Annotated in this window: 13 protein-coding genes; 8 read left to right on the top strand and 5 right to left on the bottom strand. The window is 35.1% G+C overall.

Features of this window, described 5'->3' with window-relative positions; genetic code table 11:
• Nucleotides 1–63: 63 nt before the first annotated feature.
• The 4 genes from CFE53_RS06315 to CFE53_RS06300 all read left to right on the top strand — a co-directional run bounded on the left by CFE53_RS06315 (nt 64) and on the right by CFE53_RS06300 (nt 4,772).
• Complete coding sequence (locus CFE53_RS06315) at nt 64–1,146, top strand: glutamine amidotransferase family protein (RefSeq protein ID WP_148120999.1); 1,083 nt, start codon at nt 64–66, stop codon at nt 1,144–1,146.
• Nucleotides 1,147–1,166: 20 nt separating this feature from the next.
• A complete protein-coding gene (locus tag CFE53_RS06310) occupies nt 1,167–2,699 on the top strand; it encodes a glutamate synthase-related protein (protein WP_148120998.1) in 1,533 nt (510 codons plus the stop codon).
• Between the two features lie 174 nt (nt 2,700–2,873).
• Nucleotides 2,874–3,659: a hypothetical protein gene (locus tag CFE53_RS06305; protein ID WP_148120997.1), complete on the top strand. Its 786-nt coding sequence runs from the start codon at nt 2,874–2,876 to the stop codon at nt 3,657–3,659.
• An 18-nt stretch (nt 3,660–3,677) separates the two neighbouring features.
• A complete protein-coding gene (locus CFE53_RS06300) occupies nt 3,678–4,772 on the top strand; it encodes a Coenzyme F420 hydrogenase/dehydrogenase, beta subunit C-terminal domain (RefSeq protein ID WP_148120996.1) in 1,095 nt (364 codons plus the stop codon).
• Nucleotides 4,773–5,181: 409 nt separating this feature from the next.
• On the opposite strand, the gene CFE53_RS06295 is transcribed toward CFE53_RS06300, so the two are convergent.
• Nucleotides 5,182–6,915 carry a bifunctional NADP phosphatase/NAD kinase gene (locus CFE53_RS06295; RefSeq protein ID WP_148120995.1) on the bottom strand — a complete coding sequence of 578 codons (1,734 nt, stop codon included), beginning with the start codon at nt 6,913–6,915 and terminating at the stop codon, nt 5,182–5,184.
• Between the two features lie 288 nt (nt 6,916–7,203).
• On the opposite strand from CFE53_RS06295, the gene CFE53_RS06290 reads away from it, so the two are divergent.
• The 4 genes from CFE53_RS06290 (at nt 7,204) to CFE53_RS06275 (ending at nt 12,203) form a co-directional block, all read left to right on the top strand.
• A complete protein-coding gene (locus CFE53_RS06290) occupies nt 7,204–9,057 on the top strand; it encodes a S16 family serine protease (protein ID WP_148120994.1) in 1,854 nt (617 codons plus the stop codon).
• Nucleotides 9,058–9,066: 9 nt separating this feature from the next.
• Nucleotides 9,067–10,002: a GTP cyclohydrolase MptA gene (gene mptA / locus CFE53_RS06285; protein ID WP_148120993.1), complete on the top strand. Its 936-nt coding sequence runs from the start codon at nt 9,067–9,069 to the stop codon at nt 10,000–10,002.
• A 552-nt stretch (nt 10,003–10,554) separates the two neighbouring features.
• The gene (locus CFE53_RS06280; RefSeq protein WP_148120992.1) at nt 10,555–11,580 is read left to right on the top strand and encodes a H(2)-dependent methylenetetrahydromethanopterin dehydrogenase-related protein; all 1,026 of its coding nucleotides are present in this window, start codon (nt 10,555–10,557) and stop codon (nt 11,578–11,580) included.
• A 137-nt stretch (nt 11,581–11,717) separates the two neighbouring features.
• Nucleotides 11,718–12,203, top strand: coding sequence for a GTP-binding protein (locus tag CFE53_RS06275; RefSeq protein ID WP_148120991.1), 486 nt, complete (start codon nt 11,718–11,720; stop codon nt 12,201–12,203).
• Between the two features lie 210 nt (nt 12,204–12,413).
• On the opposite strand, the gene cobM is transcribed toward CFE53_RS06275, so the two are convergent.
• The 4 genes from cobM to CFE53_RS06255 all read right to left on the bottom strand — a co-directional run bounded on the left by cobM (nt 12,414) and on the right by CFE53_RS06255 (nt 22,379).
• A complete protein-coding gene (gene cobM / locus CFE53_RS06270; protein WP_148120990.1) occupies nt 12,414–13,181 on the bottom strand; it encodes a precorrin-4 C(11)-methyltransferase in 768 nt (255 codons plus the stop codon).
• 336 nt (nt 13,182–13,517) lie between these two features.
• The gene (locus CFE53_RS06265) at nt 13,518–15,020 is read right to left on the bottom strand and encodes a phenylalanine--tRNA ligase subunit alpha (RefSeq protein WP_172456375.1); all 1,503 of its coding nucleotides are present in this window, start codon (nt 15,018–15,020) and stop codon (nt 13,518–13,520) included.
• 278 nt (nt 15,021–15,298) lie between these two features.
• Entirely contained in the window at nt 15,299–18,703 is a 3,405-nt protein-coding gene (locus CFE53_RS06260; protein WP_148120989.1) for an Eco57I restriction-modification methylase domain-containing protein, read from the bottom strand.
• Nucleotides 18,663–22,379, bottom strand: a complete 3,717-nt coding sequence (locus CFE53_RS06255) for a helicase-related protein (protein ID WP_148120988.1) — start codon at nt 22,377–22,379, stop codon at nt 18,663–18,665. Before CFE53_RS06255 ends, CFE53_RS06260 begins: the two co-directional genes overlap by 41 nt.
• Nucleotides 22,380–22,409: the final 30 nt, after the last annotated feature.

Genomic DNA, 22,409 nt, shown 5'->3' with positions numbered 1-22,409 from the left:
AAAACTTAAGTACTTTCATTATAACAACTCTTTTTATCCACATTACTTAAATGGAGGGTTAATATGTGTGGCATTATAGGATTTATAAGTAGAAAGAAGAGGTTGATAAGGGGAGATAAAATAGCGATAGCGTTGGATAGTTTAAAGGAGAGAGGAAATGGACAAGGTTCAGGATACGTAGGTTATGGGATCTATCCTGATTATGAGGATTACTACGCTCTCCACGTCTTCTTAAAGAATACTCCTACATATCACAAGATAATAGATAGGGTAAAAAGTATACTTGGAAAGTATGGAGTTGTTATAAAGGATGAGGAGATCCCTGTAAAAGAGGGGGTCTTAAAAAAAGAGTTTATCCCCTGGAGGTTTTTCTACCACTTCCATGACTCTTACAAGGATATTGAGAACGATCTAATGGTAAATATAGTAATGGAGATAAATGACAAGGTCAGTGGAGCCTTTGTATTCTCCAGTGGTAAGAACTTAGGGGTCTTCAAGGCGACAGGATGGCCTAAAGAGGTAGCAGAGTTCTACAGGTTAGATGAGTACGAGGGTTATATGTGGTTGGCCCATGCAAGGTATCCTACAAATACAAGGGGATGGTGGGGAGGTGCTCATCCCTTCAATATACTCAACTGGTCTGTAGTACATAACGGAGAGATAACAAGTTACGGTACAAATAAGAGATATGTAGAGAGTTTTGGCTACAAGTGTAGGATGTTCACAGATACTGAGGTTGTAGCCTATATCTTCGACCTCCTCATTAGGAAGCATAAACTACCTGTAGAGTACGCCCTAAGTGCCATAGCACCTAGGTTCTGGGATGAGATAGATAGAATGGATGAGGAGGAGAGAAAGATACATGAGGCCATAAGGATGACCTACGGTCCAGCAGCCCTAAATGGGCCCTTTGCTATAGTGGTGGGGACCCATGAGGGAATGGTATTCATGAATGGAGATATAGAGAAAAACAACACCATGATAGGACTTACAGACAGGATAAAACTTAGACCTCTTGTAGCCGCGGAGAAGGATGATTTAGTATTTGTATCCAGTGAGGAGGCCGCTATAAGGAGGATATGTCCTGAGTTAGACAAGGTAGAGATGCCCGATGCTGGGACCCCTGTAATTGTTAGAATTGAGTAAAAGATGAGGAGGAGTGTAAGATGATACCCTCAGCAGTTCCACCAAAGTACAAGGTAGAGATAGATAGAGATAGGTGTATGCTCTGTGGGAGATGTGTAGTGGAATGCTCCTGGGGAGTTTATAGGAAGGAGAAGGATAGAATAGTTATATACCCTAACAGATGTGGAGCCTGTCAGAGATGTGTAGTTATGTGTCCAAGAGATGCTATAACGGTAAGGAGAAATATAACATGTTGGAGAGATCATCCACTTTGGACAGCAGAAGTGAGAGAAGATATTATAAATCAGTCTAAGACTGGTTGTGTATTGCTAAGTGGTATGGGAAATGCTAAGGAGTACCCCATCTATTTCGATCGTATAGTACTGGATGCCTGTCAGGTTACCAACCCATCTATAGATCCCCTTAGAGAACCTATGGAGTTAAGGACCTACATTGGGAAAAAACCGAAAAAATTAGAATTTGAATTTGTGGAGGAGGAAATAGACGGTAAGAAAATTAAGAAGGCCAAGTTAAAAACTAAGATAGCACCTAATTTAAAGTTGGAGACTCCTATCATGATAGCCCATATGTCCTATGGGGCCCTATCCCTAAATGCTCACCTAGCAATGGCAAAGGCTGTTAAGGAGTGTGGAACCTATATGGGTTCTGGAGAGGGAGGACTCCACAGGGCACTCTATCCATATGCTGATCACATAATTACCCAGGTGGCAAGTGGTAGGTTCGGGGTAAATGTAGATTACTTAACCAGAGGGGCTGCAATTGAGATAAAGATAGGGCAAGGTTCAAAACCTGGAATAGGTGGCCATCTACCAGGGGAGAAGGTAACTGCAGAGGTTTCTATGACGAGGATGATACCTGAAGGTAGTGATGCCATATCTCCAGCCCCACATCACGATATCTACTCCATAGAGGATCTTGCCCAGTTGGTAAGGAGTTTGAAGGAGGCTACAAGGTGGAAGAAGCCTGTCTTTGTGAAGATTGCAGCAGTACATAACGTAGCAGCCATTGCAAATGGTATTGCTACATCAGATGCAGATGCAGTTGTAATAGATGGATTTAGAGGGGGTACAGGGGCAGCTCCAAAGGTATTCAGGGATCATGTTGGAATACCTATAGAGATGGCAATTGCTGCAGTTGATGAGAGACTTAGGGAGGAGGGCGTTAGAAACGAGGTAAGTATTATAGCCAGTGGAGGTATTAGGAACTCTGCAGATGTGTTTAAGGCTATAGCCCTTGGGGCTGATGCAGTCTATATTGGAACTGCAGCAATGGTAGCTATGGGCTGTAGGGTATGTGGTAGGTGCTACACTGGACAGTGTACCTGGGGTATTGCAACACAGAGACCTGAGTTAGTTAATAGGTTAGATGTAGAAGAGGGGGCTAGAAGGGTAGCAAATCTTATAAAGGCCTGGACTCTCGAGATCAAGGAGTTACTTGGAGCGGCAGGAATTAATGCCATAGAGAGTTTAAGAGGTAATAGAGACAGATTAAGAGGTGTTGGATTAAATGAAGTGGAATTGAAGGCTTTAGGAATTAAACATGCTGGATTTTAATAAAAAAATAATTATTATTATGGGAATAATTGAAAATAACTAGATAAAAATTAAAGGATAATAAAAAAGGACTCCCAGGTGATAAGTCCAATATTGGCCATTATAGCAGGATTTTACTCCCCTATAGGTTCATGAAAGGTATGACTATAATTTTAATTTTTTAAGGTGGAAGTTATGGAAAATGACGAGGTAGTTGTAATAGATGCTAAAGATATGAACTATAGAGAGTTAAACGAAAAGATCCATGAGGTGCTGGATAAAAACCCCAAGGTAAAAAAGATCCTCTTAAAAAATGTTTTAGGGCAGAGATACATAGGAAACGGCCTTCAAAAGAAGGATCTAACAATAGAGATCTACGGGGTACCTGGGGGAGACCTTGGGATGTTCATGAGTGGTCCCACTATTATAGTCTACGGTAATACAGAGCATGCGCCGGGAAACACTATGGACGATGGTAAGATCATAATCCATGGAAGTGGAGGGGATGTAACTGGGCACTCCATGAGAGGGGGTAAGATATTTGTAAGGGATGACGTTGGTTATAGAAGTGGTATCCATATGAAGGAGTATAAGGATAAGTTTCCAGTACTGGTTATAGGAGGTAGGGCTAAGGATTTTTTAGGGGAGTATATGGCTGGAGGTATGATATTGGTGCTGAATATAGATAAAGAAGGAAAGGATCTTGGAAAGATTAAGGGGAGGATGATAGGGACAGGTATCCATGGGGGAAGTATCTACATAAGGGGGGAGATAGAGGAGTTCCAACTTGGTGTGGCGGCAGATATTAAGGAGTTCACAGAGAAGGATAGGGAAAAAATAAAAGGATATATCGAGGAGTTCTGTAGTTATTTCAACTTAAATGAAGATATAAGGGAGAAACTGATAAACTCAGAGTATACCAAGATAGCACCAGTATCTAAGAGACCCTTTGGGAAGTTATACACCCATGATTTAAGATAAAAGATAAAGGTGGAAGGGATGAAGTCCTATTTAAATCTAAAGGAGGAAGTGTGGGATAAGAATATATGTTCAGGATGTGGGGCCTGTGTCTCAGTATGTCCTGTGGATAACATATACTTCAAGGAGGAAAGTCCTGTAAAGTTCGTATGTGATGAATGTGCCTGCATTATAGTACCTGTGGAGAGTGTAGAGCATCCAGTATCTGCAGAATTCTGTAAAACTACACTCTACGATGTAAGATGTGGAGCCTGTTACGACTCCTGTCCAAGGACGGAGAAATCTCATATTCCAAACACTAAATCTGGTTTAGGTAGGATATTAAAAAAATACAGGGCTAAGGCAAAGATAGAGGTAAAGAACGCCCAGAATGGAGGAGTAGTAACAGCAATACTTGCCAACGCCTTCGACGAAGGGTTGATAGATGGAGCACTGGTTATGAGAGAGGATAAATGGACCTTGGAACCAGAGCCCTATCTTGCCACATCAAAGGAGGAGGTTATAGAAGCTGCTGGGAGTAAGTACAACTGGAATGTCCCTATACTTAGAACCCTTAAGGATGCTGTAATGAATAAAAAACTGAAAAGATTAGCAGTGGTGGGAACTCCCTGTGTAATGAATGCAATATATCAAATAATGTCCTCAAACAACGATCTACTAAGACCATTTAAAGATGCCATAAGACTGAAGATAGGGCTCTTCTGTTTCGAGACCTACGACTACGATAGGATGATAAAGATACTTGAGGAGAGAAATATCGAACCTTGGACAGTGCGGAAGATGGAGATAGTAAAGGGAGAGTTGAGGATTACCCTTATAAATGGAGATACAGTTAGACTTAACCTAAAGGATATAGAACATGCTATGAGAGTAGGTTGTAAAGTTTGTAGGGATTTCACAGGGATCACTGCAGACATATCCGTTGGAAACGTGGGAACACCTCTTGGGTTCTCCACTGTACTTGTAAGGACACCTTGGGGTGAAGGGTTTATAGACAGGGCCCATAGAAATGGATATATCTCAATCGAGGAGGATGTAGATTTAGAGGTTATTAAGAAACTTGTGGAGTTGAAGAGGAAAAGAGGTATAAATAGCAACCATCAAGGATCCCAGTAAAAATTTTATAAAATTAATAAGAATGAATAAAAACAAAATAAAATCTCTACTATTTTTATAAAAGAATAAACATTTATGAAAATTGGTGAAATCGGTATTATTCTCCTCAAAATGCTCTTGAACGTTTAAATGTATTGGAAATTTTATATTCTTATTTTTTATAATAATTTTAATAATTTTTATTATAGAAGGTTTAAATGTTTATTTTAAAATAAAACATATAAAAAGAAATGTTATTTTTTAAGGTATCTCAAAGCACTGAGGAACAGATCCTGTTAACTCCTTAATTAGAGGGCATAAAACAAGTGATTTACAATTAGAACATAGTTATAAGAAGATCTTTTTAGGATATCCAATAAAAAAATATAAAAAATAGTTAATGATTTAATGTTATCCATCTTCTATTTTATCAATTTCCCAACTTTTTCAATTTACTGTAGAATTTCCTACCTTTAACAAAATAGGCGTAGGCATCTGACTTTCTAAGTACAACCTCATCTCCCTTTTTTAAAGTCTCCTCTACATTTCCATCTATCACTGCCAGTACAGATTTTCTCAGTATCCTTATTAAAATCTCGGAGTTTCCATCTACTACGATAGGACGGGAAAAGAGTTTAAAGGGACATATAGGTACTACTACAAAGGCATCCATTGAGGGCTCTAATATAGGACCTCCTGCACTTAAAGAATAGGCAGTTGAACCTGTTGGAGTTGATACTATAATTCCATCTGCCCTAACCTCCTCTACAAACTCTCCATTTATATATACCTCAAAGTGTATCATCTTTGCAGGACTTTTCGTTATCAGCACTACCTCATTTAAGGCATCTGGGAGTACTTTCTGACGATAATCTTTCCTCTCCTCTTCCCTGAATTTAACTACACAACTACATTTAGTTCTCCTCTCGATCTCGTAGTTTCCCCTTATAACCATATCTATAGCCTTAAATACCTCATCCCTACTGAACTCTGTAAGAAAACCAACGGTACCCATATCTATACTGATTATAGGTACCTCGTTTCCACCTATCAGCCTCGATGCCCTTAATACAGTACCATCGCCACCTATGGACAACATATGGGATATTTCTCTAATATCCTCCATCACCTTACAGTCGTATCTATCTATATCCATCTTATCCTTTAAAGTTTTATAGAGTTCCTCCTCTAAGAGATAGCCTACACCTTTAGATTCTAAATAATCAATAATCTGAACAACGAGATCTAATGCTTCCTCCCTATCTATCCGAGATATTATTCCAAACTTTGTAGGTTTCAGTGCCCACTTGTTCCCAAATATACCTACTAACTTCCTGTGGAGTGTTCTATTTGAACATATTAAAGATGTCCTCTCCTTCACATCCAATCTCATATTTAAGGGTCTTCCATCCCTATCGGTAATAACCCCTCCAGATTCCCTAAGTATAACGTAGCCCCCTGCAATATCGCATAGTCGTGTAGTTTCGTTTACATTTATAAATGCATCTAAGGCTCCTCTGGCCACATAGCACATCTCCAAGGCTGCAGAGCCAAATATCCTTATCCTCCTTACCTTTCTATCCTTTATAAAATTCAGTGTATTAGTTGTTAAACCGTAGGCAAAGACACCTACTGAAGCATCCTTCAAATTTTTAGTATCAGATACCTTTATTCTTTTCCATTCCTTCTCATTTTTCTCTAAGATATAAGCACCCTTATTAGCCCTTCCGTAGTATATCTCTCCTGTTGCAATATTCTTTACCATTCCTAACTCCAGATCTCTTATATCCATACTTTTTATTGCATCAATATCTCTATTTCTCCTAGGTATCTCACCTATAGCTATAGAGACGGAATAGATAGGAAGATTGTTCAATGCGTTATATGTGCCGTCTATAGGATCTAATACAATAAGGTACTCTGGTGGTCCATCTCCCACCTTTTTAATCCCTATCTCCTCACTTATAAGTACTGCACTACAGTGCCTCTCGATGGAATTTATTGCAATGTTCTCAGCAATTACGTCTATTCTCTTAGTTGGAGTACCATCTGCCCCAATTTTTACCACTTCGTCAGATCTCTCCCATCCAATTAGAGGTTTTACTCCCTTTTCAATACTATCTACCACTTTTTTGGCAATATGGAACATATGATCATAATCCATAATTTTCACCGAATAAGTATAAGGAGAGAGTTCTTTTATTGATTTTAGGATATTCTAAGAGTGATTATCGTTAAAATAATAGACATTTATAGTAATAATAAAAAATAGATTACTATAAATCTTTAAAACCTCTTTTTTCCTTTCACTGGGAAGATCGATAAACCTATTTTAATAACCAAAAAAGGGCTCACAACTGTATTTACACTACATTTATAATAATATTTTTTATAATATTTATTACTTTTATTATCTCTATTTAAAAAACTTAAACAAAGAGGTAGATAAAACATGAAAAAGTATCTACTTTTTCTCTTAATATCTATCTTCCTCAATATAGCCTTTGGAGATGTAACTATAACAGTACCAGCAGTTTCTAAAACAGATTATGGATATGTAGGAACTACTATCAACATCGATGTAAGGGTATCCAATGGAAGCGGCCATGTCTTTATAGATACACTACCAGTAACTGAGATGGATATGCAGAGTTCAGCGAGAATTGCTGCAAAGGTGGCATTTGACGTATGTAATAAGAATCAGAAGGACTACGATGTGTACTATATAGTGAGATCAAAAGTTCCAATAGTTGGAGGTCCCTCGGCAGGAGGTGCCCTCTGTGTGGCCACTATTGCAGAGTTGAACAACTGGAGTATCAATAGGGACGTTATGATGACAGGGATGATATACCCAGATGGAGGTATTGGACCTGTAGGAGGAATATTGGAGAAGTTAAAGGCTGCCAAGGTGGCAGGTGCCAGGTACTTCTTAATACCTTACGGAGAGCGATACGTTACTTTAGAGGGTCTATCTACTGAAGGTGGTAATACCACTATTGATGTGGTAGAGTATGGAAAAAAATTAGGAGTAAAGGTTGTTGAGGTTAGGAGTATATACGACGCTATCTACTACTTTACAAATTACACCTTAGTTGAGGAGAACTACACTTCTAATCCTATACTTGAGGAGGCTTATAGGAGAAAGATGAAAAATCTTGCAGATGAGGTATTAAAACTTACTGAGAATAGTTATAACTATGTAAATGATAGATTGAATAACAACCTTAACGTTGGACTGAACTATCAGATGGAGACGAACCTTAAGAAGAGACTGAAAGAATGTAGTAATGATTTAAAAATGGCGAAGAAGTTATACTCTCAAGGTTATTACTATGCTGCCACCTCAAAGGCCTTTGGAGTTATGATCAATCTTGAGACTATAAACACCACCTTAAACTATATTGAGAGTACTGATAAAAGAAGTTATTTAAAGAATTACTTGATAAATATACAGGAAGATATCGAAAATAAAAAGAAAATAATTAAAAATAAAAAACTTACTAAGAATAACTTTGAGTATATTTTGGCATCTAAGAGTAGAATCTATGAAAGTGAAGATCTAATAGATAAGGCCTGGAAGGAATACTACAACGATAATCCTTTCTCTGCCATAGAGTACGCCTCCTATGGAAAATGGAGAGGAAAAAGTGCTATTTGGTGGCTGGGACTCTCATCAGATGAAGGTATTCTTCCAGATGGTGAGCACATAGATGAGTACCAACTGATGCCCCTAGCCCAGAAGTACCTCGATAACGCCGAGGTAGTAGTCCTCTACTGTTCCATGGTACTACCTGAAACTGGACTTATAGAAGATGCTGAGGAAAAGTTGGATAAGGCTAAGGAGTACTATGAAAAGGGAGAGTATCTTCTCTCCATAACAGAGAGTATAGATGCCTACGTGTATGCTACTACGTATCTTAACTACAATACAGACACAGATTATCTAAAAGAGAGAGCAGAGAAGAGAATATACAAAGTAATGGGTAAGTATAGATACCTACCAGTAAGTGCTATGGGGTACTATGAATACGCCAACTCCTTTAACAATACCTTTTATAAGGCTCTCTACTACAAATACAGCATAGCCTACGCCCAGATGGATATAGATATACTTAAGGAAATCAATCACAACTATACAGGAGAGGGAAACTTCTTTATTTTGCGAAATTTAAGTTCCTCTCCAGGGACAATTTGTTCTGTAAATAACCATGGGTTCTATGCTGTAGTTATAGATATTGCATATTTATTTATAGGTCTATTCTGTGGAGTTCTGCTAGGGTACTTTATTGGGAAAAATAACAATTAAGGTGTCATTATGTTCTGTGATGTCCAGGCTACAGAACCTGAGATCAAAATATCTCTAACAAGGGTAGGGATCATCAACTTAAAGAAACTTGTAAAGATACATAGAAAAAACAAGAGGCCTATAATACTACTTCCAACCTTTGAGGTATTTGTAGACTTGCCAAGTTCCCAGAAGGGCATACATATGTCTAGAAGTCCAGAGGTTATCGAGGAGGTTATAGAGAAGTTGGTAGTCAAGGAGATCTACGGAATAGAGGAGTTGTGTGTAAATATTGTAAAGAAACTCTTTGAGAGGCATGAATATGCAACAAGGGCAGAGGTTCTTATGTATGGAGATTACGTTCTAGAGGAGAGATCTCCCATAACTAACAAACCCTCACAAGGAATATGTAAGATCATAGGTAGGGCCTACGGAATAAAGGACAATGAGGGAAACATTCATATTAAGAAGATGGTTGGTGCAGAGGTTGTAGGTATTACAGCCTGTCCCTGTGCCCAGAATCTCCTAAAGGAGAAAACTGTCCAGAATTTGAAAAAGAAAGGATTTTCAGATGAGGATATAGAAAAGATACTAGATGCTGTAGTTGTTGCAACCCATAATCAGAGAGGTATAGGAACGGTAATGATAGAGGTTCCAGAGGGCTACAATGTAAGTATTGGGAAGATTATAGAGATTATAAGAAAGTCCATGAGTGGAGAGGTATATGAACTACTGAAGAGGGTTGATGAGGCGCATGTGGTAGAGACTGCCCATAGAAATCCAAAATTCGTTGAGGATTGTGCAAGAGAGATGATAAAGAGAATAGTAGAGGAGTTTAAATATTTGCCTGACGATACCCAGGTGTTAGTTAGACAGATTAACAAGGAGAGCATCCATAGACATGACGCCTTTGCAGAGAGGCGGTCTACTATGGGAGAGTTGAGAAGGGAATTAAATATTTCATAAAAATATTAAAAAAGGTGTTAATGGGTAAAAAGTAAAACAAAATAGATTAATTCTCTTCTTTATTCTTGAACATTGGAAAAGATGGATTTTCTCTAACAGAATATGGTAGATTTTTTGTTAGTGTTTTGGTATTCAGAAAGATTTGGAATAGTTATATCTTCTCTTTTAATTGGTATTAATAATCTTTTTTACCCTAGTTCCCATCAAAAGAATAGTTTAAAGAATAATAAAAATAATTATAAAAATTAATAAAAATAAAAAATAAAGAATAATATTTAAAAAACAGAAAAATTTAAAAAGAAGAATGAAGAAAAATGATCCTCTAAATATCTTCTAATACAGGAATTCAGAATGAGATATTCTATCTTACCTAAGTGTTCAGAAAGATCCTAAGATATTTTTTATATTGATTGTTTTCATTGTTCTTTTAATCACTACTTGGTGGGAACTAAGGTTCTTTTTTATATTTTTAATTATTTTGATAACTATTTTTATAAGAATTATTATAAACAATAATATCTAATTTTAATAAAAGAGTATTTAGGTGAAAATATGAAAGTTTCAATATACGGCGCAGGTAATCAAAACCTCTATATCAACAAACTTAAACTTCCAGAACTCTTTGGAGGGGAACCTCCATATGGTGGAAGTAGAATGGCCATAGAGTTCGCCGAAGGAGGACATGATGTTGTACTTGCAGAACCTAATAGAAACATGCTTAGCGAAGATATGTGGGAGAAGATTGAGGAGACAGGAGTAAAAGTTACTAACGACGATATAGAGGCTGGAAAGCATGGAGAGGTACATATACTATTTACACCCTTTGGACGTTATACTATAAATATTGCCAAGAATATAATACCCTATCTACCAAGGGATGCAATAATCTTAACCACCTGTACCATTTCTCCAATCGCCCTGTATTCATGCCTTAAGTATGAACTAAGAGAGAGAAAAGATATAGGTATCTCATCAATGCACCCTGCTGCAGTTCCAGGTACACCTCAACATGATCACTATGTTATAGGTTGTACCTCCTTAGATGGAAAGGAGTATTTAACAGAAGAGCAGTTGAATAGGTGTATTCAACTGGTGGAAAGTATCGGTAAAAAAGCCTATATAGAGCCTATAGATGTGGTATCTGCAGTCTCAGATATGGGAGTACTTACAACTGCTATAGCACTGGCAGGGATTTTAGAGTACTACAAGGTAGGTAGAAAAGTTATTGGTGCGCCCAAGAAGATGGTGGAACAGCAGATAGTTATGGCACTCCAGACCTTAGCCTCTATAGTGGAGACATCTGGAATTCATGGTCTTTTAAAAGCCCTCAATGTAGAGTTGGTTATAAAGAGCGCTTCCTCTATGAATCTCCTAGAAGATCAGAAGGGATTAAAGGTAGCATTAGATGTATTAAACAACATAGACGAAGAATTGATAGAAAAGTCCAAAGATATTAAAATAAACCCAACAACACCTGTGGCATCCCAGGCACTTGTAAAGGAGATAAAAGGTATGATGGGGGAGAGGGCAGCAGAGGGTGTCATCGAGAGGAGTAGGAGAAAACTCTTTATGAATTAATTTTTTATTTTTTTAATATTAATGAATTGAATATCAAAAATCTCTTTTTTAGGTATTGTAGAAATAAGAGGATATTATTTTTTATTAGAAATTAATAAAGTATTAGAAAATACAGGTTATGAATATACAGTGATACTATGGGAAATTGGAAAGTTGTAATTTTAGGTGTAGAGAATGTTGGAAAAACTACAATAATGGAAAGTATACTTGATAAAATAGGAAAAACAGATTATAAAGGTACTACTGTGGCCATAGATTATGGGAACTTGGTATTAGATGGAAAGAAGATCCATATTTTTGGTACTCCTGGCCAGGAACGTTTTCAGTTTATGAGGGAATTAACTCTTGCAGGTGTTGATTTCGCTGTTGTAGTATTGGATGGGAGTAGAGGGGTAATAGAAAGGGATAAAGAGATAATAGATACTTTAGAGAGTATGGGAGTACCTTATTTGATATTTGTGAATAAGATAGATATAGCAGATAGGGAACAACTCGATAAACTGTTAGATGAAATTAGAGAGTACTGTAAAAGTTGCCACTGTATAATTGAAGGTTCTGGACTTAGGGGGGATGGGTTAGATAAACTAAAAGAGGTTATAATTAACATATGTGATGGGAAATAAAATAACTAATTAAGTAAAAAATAAACTTTAATTTCCATTAAAAAATTCTGATAAAAATAATAATTATAATAAAAGTATAAGAAAAGGTATAAAATCAAAATAAGAGATAAAGATTGCTATTATTAATTTCATTAAAGGTATTATATTTTAATTTTTTTTATTATATTTATTGTTTATTATTTAAATCATTACTTAATGGGAATTGAGGTTTTATAACTTCCTTTTTCTATACTCCGTTTCAAAGTCCTTATCGTAAAGTTTTGAATAATCGTAATCTTTTGGATCCAGTACATCACCCACTATTATCAATGCAGTTTTTCTTATATTTGCCTCCTTAACCTTAGGAACAATATCCTCCAATGTACCTCTAACGATCTTCTCCTCTTTCCAGGAGGCTTTATATACTACTGCAACTGGAGTATCTCTCCTATATCCTCCCTCTATCAATTGAGATACAACCTTATCTATCATACTTACTCCTAAGAATATGGCCATAGTGGATCCATGTTTAGCCAACTCCCTTAAATTCTCCCTCTCAGGCATCGGTGTTCTTCCTTCAGGTCTCGTAATTATAACAGTTTGAGATACCTTTGGAAGTGTTAACTCTACCTTCAAAGAACTTGCCGCTGCAGATAGGGAAGTTACCCCAGGTATTATCTCAACATCTATATTGTACTTCTTTAACTCATCTATCTGCTCCTTGATTGCACCGTAAATAGAGGGATCTCCAGTGTGGAGTCTTACTACCTTTAAACCCTTTTCCACCCCCTCTACCATAACCTTAACTATCTCCTCCAGATCCATAGTTGCACTGTTGTAGATCTTAGCGTTTTTCTTGTTGTATTTTAGGATCTCCCTATTTACAAGAGAACCTGCATATACGATAATATCTGCTTCCTCTATGGCTTTCTTTCCCTTTAAAGTTATCAACTCAGGATCTCCAGGTCCTGCACCTACTATTATTACTTTTCTTGTCATTATATCCCAATATAAAAAATTGAAGTTGAGTATTCAGTGAGAAAAGGTAATTGGATTTCTACTCTTTTTTTTATTATTTATTACAATTATTTATATATTAAATATTAACTGTTTATACTTATAATAAAAAAATAATCAACATTAAAAATAGAAAATCTTAAAAAATGTTTATTAAAGAGTAAATACAAGGTAAAAAAGTAAAATCTATCCCAATTATCTATTCTACATTGAGTATTAGAGAAGTAGGACAGGATTTTATTAACTTCTCTTTTTAAGAATTTTTAGTCTTCTTTTATAATTGATTATTAATATTAAATATTATTATATTATTAAAAACTAAGGTGCATACCTAACACTTTTCAACCATTTCAAGTCGTTCCTATGTAGTTCCCTTATATCCTTCAACCCCAACTTAAGCATCGCCAACCTACTTAATCCAATTCCCCAGGCCAGTACAGGTTTATCTATACCTAAGGGCTCAAGGACTTCAGGCCTAAATATACCTGCCCCCAATATCTCGAGCCAACCTTTGCCCTCTAGATAGACCTCTGCCTCTAAGGATGGTTCTGTAAATGGGAAGTATGCAGGCCTAACTCTAACCCGATCAAAGCCTAATTTTCTTAGAAACTCCACCAATATTCCAATAAGGTTATCGAAATTAACATCCTTATCCATAACTATACCGTCACACTGGTAGAACTCAGGTAGGTGTTTGTAGTCTATGGCCTCGTTTCTAAATACTCTATCGATACAGAATACCTTATGAGGTTTCTCCCTCTCCTCCTGGGATAGGGACGCCAAGTATCTAATAGAGGATACTGTAGTATGGGTCCTTAAAACTGTTCTTCTAGATATCTCCTCCTGAAACCTATAGTTCCATCCCTTGGATATCCTCCTCCCATCTACAGTACCTCTTTCATGTACCTCTTTAACCTTCCTTAGAAGTTCCTCAGGCACCTTTCCACTTTTAGGATACTTTAAGAAGAAGGTGTCCTGCATATCCCGAGCAGGGTGATCCTGAGGTTCAAAGAGTACATCGAAGTTCCAGAACTCTGTCTCCACTATTGGACTCTTTACCTCCTTGAATCCCATACTTAATAACACTTCCCTAATCTCATATATCACTCTAGTTAATGGATGATACTTTGCAGGATAAACCTCCTCTGTGGGAACTTCTACGTCGTAGGGCCTGATATAGCACTCTTTCCATCTACCGGTGATGATATCCTCCCTTGTTAGTTGGGAGATCTCCTCCTTAATCTCTATAGGCTCTTTTATGTATTCCTTACCTTTTTCAGTCAATCTAATAGATCTCTCCGTTATCTCCTCTACCTCAATAAGTCCTCTCTTTTTAAGTACCTCTAGAATCTCAGGAGAGTATTTTTCTATACTGCCATTTGTTTTGATATTTTTAAGTACTTCTTCCTCCTCATCTCTATAGTCTAAACTTTTAAAGTGTACAATCCCTTTCTCGATTTTGGCGATATCTTTTCTTTTTAGGTGTCCAAGTGCAGGGTTTATCTCTGATCTATCTAGGATATCTTTGATGTCCTTTACAGGGATAGATGTAATGCCCTTCTCCTTAAGGTACTCTGCTATCTTCCTTTCAGGGAGTCCCTCCTCTAAGGTTTTTTCCCCTCTCTCTGTTAGTTTTACATATTTTCTTTTCCTCTCTACAATATCTACTAACCCCTTACCTGAGAGCCATAGGGCACTTCTCATAACCTTTGTCTCAGATCCCATAAGTTCGTTTTTGGATAACTCCTCGACAGGTATCTCCTCTTTTCCAGTGTCTTGGAATATCTTTAGAAGTTTTTTCTCGTCTATGTGCAACTCCATGGTATCACTTAATGTTTATAGGTGTAGGGATGTAAAATGTGAGATCAACGTGATATACTATTTTCCTCTCTACTTTATAGAAATTATTTTTTTATAGAATCTCTCCATAACTTACTTCATTATAGGCCCTTAAATTTTTAAATATATGCCTTTCTTATTTTAATAATTTTAATTATTTCTAACTCCTCAATTAGAACACTATTTTTTATTTTTTTAATAATTATTTTTATAAAAATATTAATTATAAATTAAAATATATTTAAAAAATATTCAAAAATTTAGAGTTTTTCCTCTTCTGTTTCGCCCTCTATCACTTTAACCCATTTATGGGATTTTATTTTTTCAATCCATTTTTTAACTTCTGAATTGTTTTTTATAGAATTATAAACTTCTTTAATAGTTTTTAGGTTTTCTTCTTCTAATTTTTTAAGTTCTTCCTCTTCATCTTTTGATATGTTTTCTTCTAACTGTTTTTTCCAGTACAACTCTGCCCATCTATCGTAGTTTATTGGTTTGAGGAGTTTTGAAACTGTTTCCAGTAGGTACTCCTTTGGCTCTGGATATAAACCATCTTCTGCGAATTTTTCTTTGAAGTAAAGTTCATAAATGATATAATTTATTATTTTATAATCAAAAAGATTTTTATTAATATGACAATCAAATAATACAATTTCTATTAGTCTATCAAGAATTACGGGTATTTTTCTGCCATTTCTTATAATATCGTCATAATTTAAAATATAATCAATCTCTTCTTCTGTAAAACCATATAACTTTCCAAGTAGAATATCACAAATGTCTATGAGTGGCTTAATATTAGAAGTATTAAACCGATTATGTTCTTTATCAAAATTATAGAATAAGAAATCCATTAAAAGATTTGAAATATGTGATAGGAGTTTATTAGAAATAATTATTTTTTCTTTTGGTGGAATGGGTAATGCCTTCATTATATCTAATGTCATATTATGCCCATCTCCATATATTCTAAACCATAAATAATAAAGACTACTATTTATAAGCAATAATAAGAAATATTTATAACCATTAGCTACAGATATAGGAGTAATAGCTTCTCCATCATATGGTTTAATATTCCAAGCATTATACCAATAATTTCCTGTTTTTCTTATCCATATTTTATCATTTGAATTATTTAATAAGATATCTTTTACACAATTATTATTTGTTAATATTTTTTTTAAAATTTCTAAAGTTAATTTATCGCCTATTTTTGGCAACCTGTGCGGATCTGAGAATGGAACTCCGATTTTTTCACCTAAAAGATAATCATTAGCAAGTTGATATTCTATTTTATCAATTTCAGGCATTCTCCTAAACATTTTGGATGTGTAAAATTGTCCTTGAGAGTAAGGCACCTTCTTTTTACATAATATTATAGAAACTGACTGTGACATTCCTTCAAAGAACCTGCATTTATCTCTATCAAAAGTAGATATAATACACTCCTTATAATTTTTATAAATCATATTTCTGACTCCTGATAAACCTTTATGAAATGTTATTGCATAAGTTATAATAAAAGAAAAATATCCATTCCCCCTGTTTAATGGAATAATTCTCTCAACAAAAACAGCTGCAGTTTCATTTGCAGCTGAAGAATAATCGTAGCATATATTTTTTTCTATTTGGCTAAGAGTATTCCCATAAGGCGGATTCCCAATAACAACATCAAACCCTCCCCTCTCTAAAAACACCTCTGGGAACTCGAAGATCCAATGGAACGTTTTTACCTTCTTTAAATCCTCTAAGTCAATTCCATACTCCTCTGCAAATTTTTCATCTAACTTCTGATTAAAGATCTCTGTAATATCCCTCAACAACTCATTTAAAGGTATTGCGTATTTGGAGTTTAAAGAGGCGATAAGTATGGTTATTAACTTCTCCTTCACCTCTAAAACCCTTTTAAGATCCCCCCAGTTAATTTTATCTTTAGAGAGAATTCTATTTAACTCTTCGATTTCCTTTAAAATATCCCCCTCCATATCTAAGGATTTTGCTATTTTTTTAAGGTATGGTTTTAACTCCTTAACTACCTTTATCCTCTCAACGATATGATTAACCTCTCCCTCCCCTAAGAACATATCGAGTTTAACCTGTTCCCCTCCCTCTTCCCTCTTAAGATCAACGTATCCAATAAGGGAATTTCCCACTCTAAGATTAAAATGTACATTTGGAAACCTAATGAATAGATCCCTCCCCTTCCTAACTTTGAAGTGCTTAGCAAGGGTTAAAAACAACCTTGCCTTCGCCACCTTTATTGCAGATGGGTTTATATCCACCCCATAGATGTTCTTTGAGAGAATTATAAAGAACTTTACCAACAACTGAAATTCATCCTCATTTTTAATATCCATAAGATTTATCTTTTTAATATCTCCCCTTTCATCTGTTGTAATAATATCAAGTTCCTCTATCCCAATGTCCTTTGCCCTATACCATATTTTTTCATATACATCTAAAAGGGTATTTATTGCACTCTCTAAAAAGTGGGCAGATCCTACTGCAGGGTCGAGAACTTTTATTTCCTTTAACTCCTTAAAAAGATATAGAATTATTTCTTTATCGCCCTCCTCTATAGTATGATCTATATTTTTAAACTCCCTACTAAATCTCTCATTAACTCTATCTACCAAATAGGGTTTTATCGTATTTTCACAGATATAGGAGGTGATCTCCTCAGGAGTGTAGTAGGCACCTAACTTTTTCCTTTCCATATAGTTAATCAACTTTTCATAGATCGCCCCAAGTACAAATTCATCGATATTCCCCTCGGTCCAATCTCTACTTTCAAAGAGATTAAAAAGAGGGACTTCATCACCAACTTTGTTTGGAGGAGTCTCTATAAGGACTTCTGTTATCCCTTCCCTGTAGAAACATTCATCAGGTATTGTAATTGCCTCATTATGTCCCCCATTTAAAAAAACAGCGGGCCCAATAACAACAACCTTTCCAGTGTATTCATCTTCATAATATTGAGCATCCTCATATCCACTAATTTTCTCAAATAGATAGTTTAAAAATTGATAGTAATTATCAAATACAGGGAAAAGTTTTTTCTGATACATCTCTTTGAATTTTGTTATAAAGTAATTGGTATCGTTGTTGAAAAAACCTCTCTCCTGGAGATACCACAAAGTGAGCATCTGCATCATAAAGTTATCAACAAATTCCTCCCTCTTCTCCTCCTCAGAGATCCCTTTGATATTTTTAAGTAAGTACTCCCTAGATTTCTTATAAAGTATATAGAACTCCTCTATAACGTCAGTCCTATCAAAAAGTTTCTTTAAATTCTCCTCTGTAGGGTCCCTTATGGCTTTTTTAAGTTTATTTAAAAATGTTCTGTTGATCTTCTTTAGAGTTTTTATAATATGTTTATTTCTTCTATAGTCTTTGATCAATAAATAATTATCCTCGTAAATAATAAAGGCCAACCTTGGAGCGTAACCATCAACAGGAGACTTATATTTTGTTTTAAAATATGAAATTTCCTTTTTATCCTTTGTTTTAACAAACAAAAAGCCCTCGTATAGGTTTATATCTTCATCACAAAAATCGGGCACAACGTAAAGGTTGTATTTTTTACCACCTATCTTAATCTCTTTAACTTTTTTATACCTTTCAAGTTCTTTTTTTATTATCTTCTCTATCTCCAACTTCATAGTACCACCCAACATGATTCACCTTTATTTTTAAAGATTCTATATCTGTAAGTCCCTTCTCCTTAAAAAATTCAAAGAGAGTTTCTACTGTCCCTTTGAAATCTTTTATTTTAATATCGTTATTCCTCCTTACTTCAATTAGTCCTTTGGAAACAAGTAATGGCTTTATCTCTTTTGAGTACAGGTAATGAGGGATTGTTCTAAGTACGATCATAACAGTTTTAAGTTTATTTTCAATATTCTTAATTTCCCTTTCTCCAACTTCCCTTCTTTTAAAAATTAAAGTACTGTATAAATTGTACAAAAATCCCTTTTGCCTGTGATTATAACCTTCTTTAAGTTCTTCCTTTATTTTATCTACTTCCTCTTTCACTATTTTTAATTTCTCAATGGCATTCTCAATCTTTTGTGGAGATCTTTTCCTCTCCCTTATTAAATCTAAGAAAACTAGAGGAGTCTCGTAGGTTATCTCTCCATCTTCCCCTATACTTAAAATCTTTTTCATAACCTTATACTTACCACGATAAAATTCATAGACACTTATAATTTTATCACTACCTTTAATATATGAATAGTAAGGTCCCTTATCCATCCCTATAACTTCTTCAAAGTCCTCCTTAGTATATCCAAGTTCATACTGAATTACATTTAACAACTTATACTCATCAAGTTGCTCCTTCGGTATCCCCTCTGGAATAAAATTCTTAAAGTCTTCAGAGATGTTGTAGGATTCTAGATCTGTTATAGTACTCCTCGATATATCCCTTATTTTTTCTCCAAAGGTTTCAATACTTATCTCCTCCTCCGGCGAAAGTATTTTTACATCCTTTCCTACAATTAAAGTTATATCGTCAATTTTTTCCTTTAACTTTCTAAGGATACCAACGATTACCTCTATCTCTTTTGAGGGCATGTAGTTTATCATGTATATTTCCTTCTCATTACCTATTCTATTAACCCTCCCCACCCTCTGGATAATAACCATCGGATTCCAGGGCAGATCATAATTTATAACTACATCTGCATCCTGTAAATTTACCCCCTCACTTAGAGTATCTGTTGATATTAAAATATCGATCTCCCCGTACTTATTCACCTCCTCATAACCACTATTGGCTCTAGGAGAAAATCTTTTAATATAGTTAATTTTAGCATTTATATCAGTGTCCCCTGTTACAATTCCAATTTTAACTCTATTATTTTTATCTTTGAGCCATCTATGGATGTCAGTTTCTTTATTTATCCAATTTAGGAGATTATGATAAATATAATAGGCAGTATCCTTATATTGAGTAAAAATCAATATTTTTTTACCATATAGGGAAGGAATGTCCTTTAACTTTTCAGATTTAAAAGAGGGAAGTCCAATAATCTGTTTCAATGTTTCAAACTTTGGATCATTTTGATAGAGGTATATGGAAGGTTCAATAACATCTTTTTTATCTGTAGGTAATTTACCAACTATTTTTATTTCCCCATTCTCCTTTTCTTTAAGTTTATCCAATTCTTTAAATATCTCTTCCATATATCGTAAATCTTTTTCTAAATTTTGAATAACTACTTCTAAACCAAGTTTAAATAAATCCACATCTGAATATCCCTTTTCCTCCTGTGCCTTCTCCCCATATTCAGAGATTAACTTTATAACCCTGTTAAACCAGGTTTTTTCATTTTCCTCCTCAATGTTGTACTCCTCTTTAACTTCTTCAAGTTCCTTCTCTATTTTTGCCCTATCAACTGCCCTCTTAATCACCTTTTTTAAATCCTCCATATCTTTTATTCCCTTTATTTCCATTTTAAAAATATTATAAAAGATCTTTTCTTTTTCATAGATTCTCCTAAGTGTAGTTTCAAAGGAAAATATACTACTCTCCAACCTTTTTCCAAGTAAAAGTTTAAATAGATCTGCCACCTCTATAAATTTTTTATCTGCCTCCTCCCCATCTAAGGTATCCTCCTCAAATACTACGTACCTTGTACCGTAGATCTTAGTATGTTCAAATAAGATCTTGTTAAGATTGTTGTTAATTACCTCTATAAGGGACTTGTAGTCCTTTGTATAAAAGGGAGAGTAGTCGAGACTGTAAGGTATTGGATCCTTAAAAACTAGCGGTTTATCGTTTATCTTTATATCTTTGAACTGTTCCATAATATACTTTCTCGTCCTAAGGATCATTATCTCATCAAGTACCTTCTGCTTTATCTCTGTTGCCACCTTTTTTAACTCCCTTTTTATTTTAGTATCTCCCTTCTTTTGAAACTCTTTTTTTAAATCCTTGTATCTCTTTATCAGATCTACTATTGGAACCCCTTTAATCATAAAGGGCGTAAAGGTATCATCCATAAACAACCTTATAAGGTTAAAAATATCGTTAATTGAGTTATTAAGAGGCGTCGCTGTAAGAAGTAAAAATTTATTGGAAAAGCCACTCTCTTTCTTCTGCAATTTTCTAACGTTTCTCCATCTATTCGTATTTTTATTTCTATACTTATGTGCCTCGTCTATTACAAAAAAATCGTACTCTTCTGCAAATTTTTTTAGATCATGTTCCTTTAAATTTTGGAATTTTCCCAAGGATAAAAAGGCGATTTTTCCAAGGTATTTATTTTCTTTATCAAATACCTTATAAATTTTAAAATTACCTTTATCTTTTACTTTATCTATCTTGTTATCCTTCAAAAAATACTGTGAATAAATTAACAACTCCTCCCATTGATTTATTATAGATGGAGGTAGTATTAACATAACAGAGGGATCTTTATCCTCAGGAACCCAGGCAGGGTGTTTCTTATTTAAAAACTCCCCTATTATCGTAGACGCTATAAAACTTTTTCCAAGACCAACGGAATCTGCCAGTATTACTCCATTGTAAAAATTGATTTTATCAACGGCATTAACTACCCCTACAAGTTGAAACTCTAAGAGAATATCCTTTTTTAGAAGGTTCAATACCCTCCCTTCAAACCATCTATACACTAGATATTTAAAGAGAGTCTGGGAATCGATTAACTTACCGATCTTTGGATAGGGACTCCCAGGTAGTACTCCAGAGATATCTATAACTTTTAATAGATCCTCCCTAAATTCGACAGATTCCTCCCACAACTCATCAAACCATCGATCCAAATACAAAACATCCTCTCGTGAAGTAAGTAAAATATTTAACTCTTTATTTCTAACAAGGCCCTCCCTTGTAAAGTTGGAGGATCCTACCACTGCCAAACCTGGCGAACTGTACCTCTCCTCAGGATCCCTTAGAAATAGATACAGTTTTGCATGTAATCTAGATCTATCGTAGAGTCTTACATCTATTATATTTTTTGCTATAAAATCTCTTAGTGTTTTTAATTGTTTTATCTGATCCTCACTGAATTCTTTTTCTTGCAATTCCTCTATCATCCTCTGTTTAAATAACTCCCTTAAATTATATCCCTCTACCAACTCCTCCTTTGTGGAGTATGTTGTTTCATTTCCCATTATAATTTTCAAAAAAGGACGTTTTGAAAATTCTTCTGGAAAATCTTCCCTAACTAAGGAAAACCCACTTAGAAAGAAATACCCTATTGCAAATTTTGCCTCCTTCGATCTTTTAAGTTGATCCTTTATAACCTTCAACAGTTCCCTACCTGGACTGTTATCTATTATATGTGGTGCAATTTTTCTTTCATTTATCATAATTATACCCCAAAGAAACAATAATCTTTT

Source organism: Methanofervidicoccus sp. A16 (assembly GCF_003351865.1).
Lineage (GTDB): Archaea > AGJL01 > Methanococci > Methanococcales > Methanococcaceae > Methanofervidicoccus.
Note: the sequence above shows the minus strand (reverse complement) of the source record. Positions and strands in the feature narration are given on the sequence as shown.

What these genes read in the sequence shown, in the direction of transcription:
- CFE53_RS06255 (WP_148120988.1), bottom strand. Translation starts at nt 22,379, where the DNA reads ATGATAAATGAAAGAAAAATTGCACCACATATAATAGATAACAGTCCA.
- mptA (WP_148120993.1), top strand. Translation starts at nt 9,067, where the DNA reads ATGTTCTGTGATGTCCAGGCTACAGAACCTGAGATCAAAATATCTCTA.
- CFE53_RS06305 (WP_148120997.1), top strand. Translation starts at nt 2,874, where the DNA reads ATGGAAAATGACGAGGTAGTTGTAATAGATGCTAAAGATATGAACTAT.
- CFE53_RS06280 (WP_148120992.1), top strand. Translation starts at nt 10,555, where the DNA reads ATGAAAGTTTCAATATACGGCGCAGGTAATCAAAACCTCTATATCAAC.
- CFE53_RS06310 (WP_148120998.1), top strand. Translation starts at nt 1,167, where the DNA reads ATGATACCCTCAGCAGTTCCACCAAAGTACAAGGTAGAGATAGATAGA.
- CFE53_RS06295 (WP_148120995.1), bottom strand. Translation starts at nt 6,915, where the DNA reads ATGGATTATGATCATATGTTCCATATTGCCAAAAAAGTGGTAGATAGT.
- CFE53_RS06290 (WP_148120994.1), top strand. Translation starts at nt 7,204, where the DNA reads ATGAAAAAGTATCTACTTTTTCTCTTAATATCTATCTTCCTCAATATA.
- CFE53_RS06300 (WP_148120996.1), top strand. Translation starts at nt 3,678, where the DNA reads ATGAAGTCCTATTTAAATCTAAAGGAGGAAGTGTGGGATAAGAATATA.
- CFE53_RS06275 (WP_148120991.1), top strand. Translation starts at nt 11,718, where the DNA reads ATGGGAAATTGGAAAGTTGTAATTTTAGGTGTAGAGAATGTTGGAAAA.
- cobM (WP_148120990.1), bottom strand. Translation starts at nt 13,181, where the DNA reads ATGACAAGAAAAGTAATAATAGTAGGTGCAGGACCTGGAGATCCTGAG.
- CFE53_RS06265 (WP_172456375.1), bottom strand. Translation starts at nt 15,020, where the DNA reads ATGGAGTTGCACATAGACGAGAAAAAACTTCTAAAGATATTCCAAGAC.
- CFE53_RS06315 (WP_148120999.1), top strand. Translation starts at nt 64, where the DNA reads ATGTGTGGCATTATAGGATTTATAAGTAGAAAGAAGAGGTTGATAAGG.
- CFE53_RS06260 (WP_148120989.1), bottom strand. Translation starts at nt 18,703, where the DNA reads ATGAAGTTGGAGATAGAGAAGATAATAAAAAAAGAACTTGAAAGGTAT.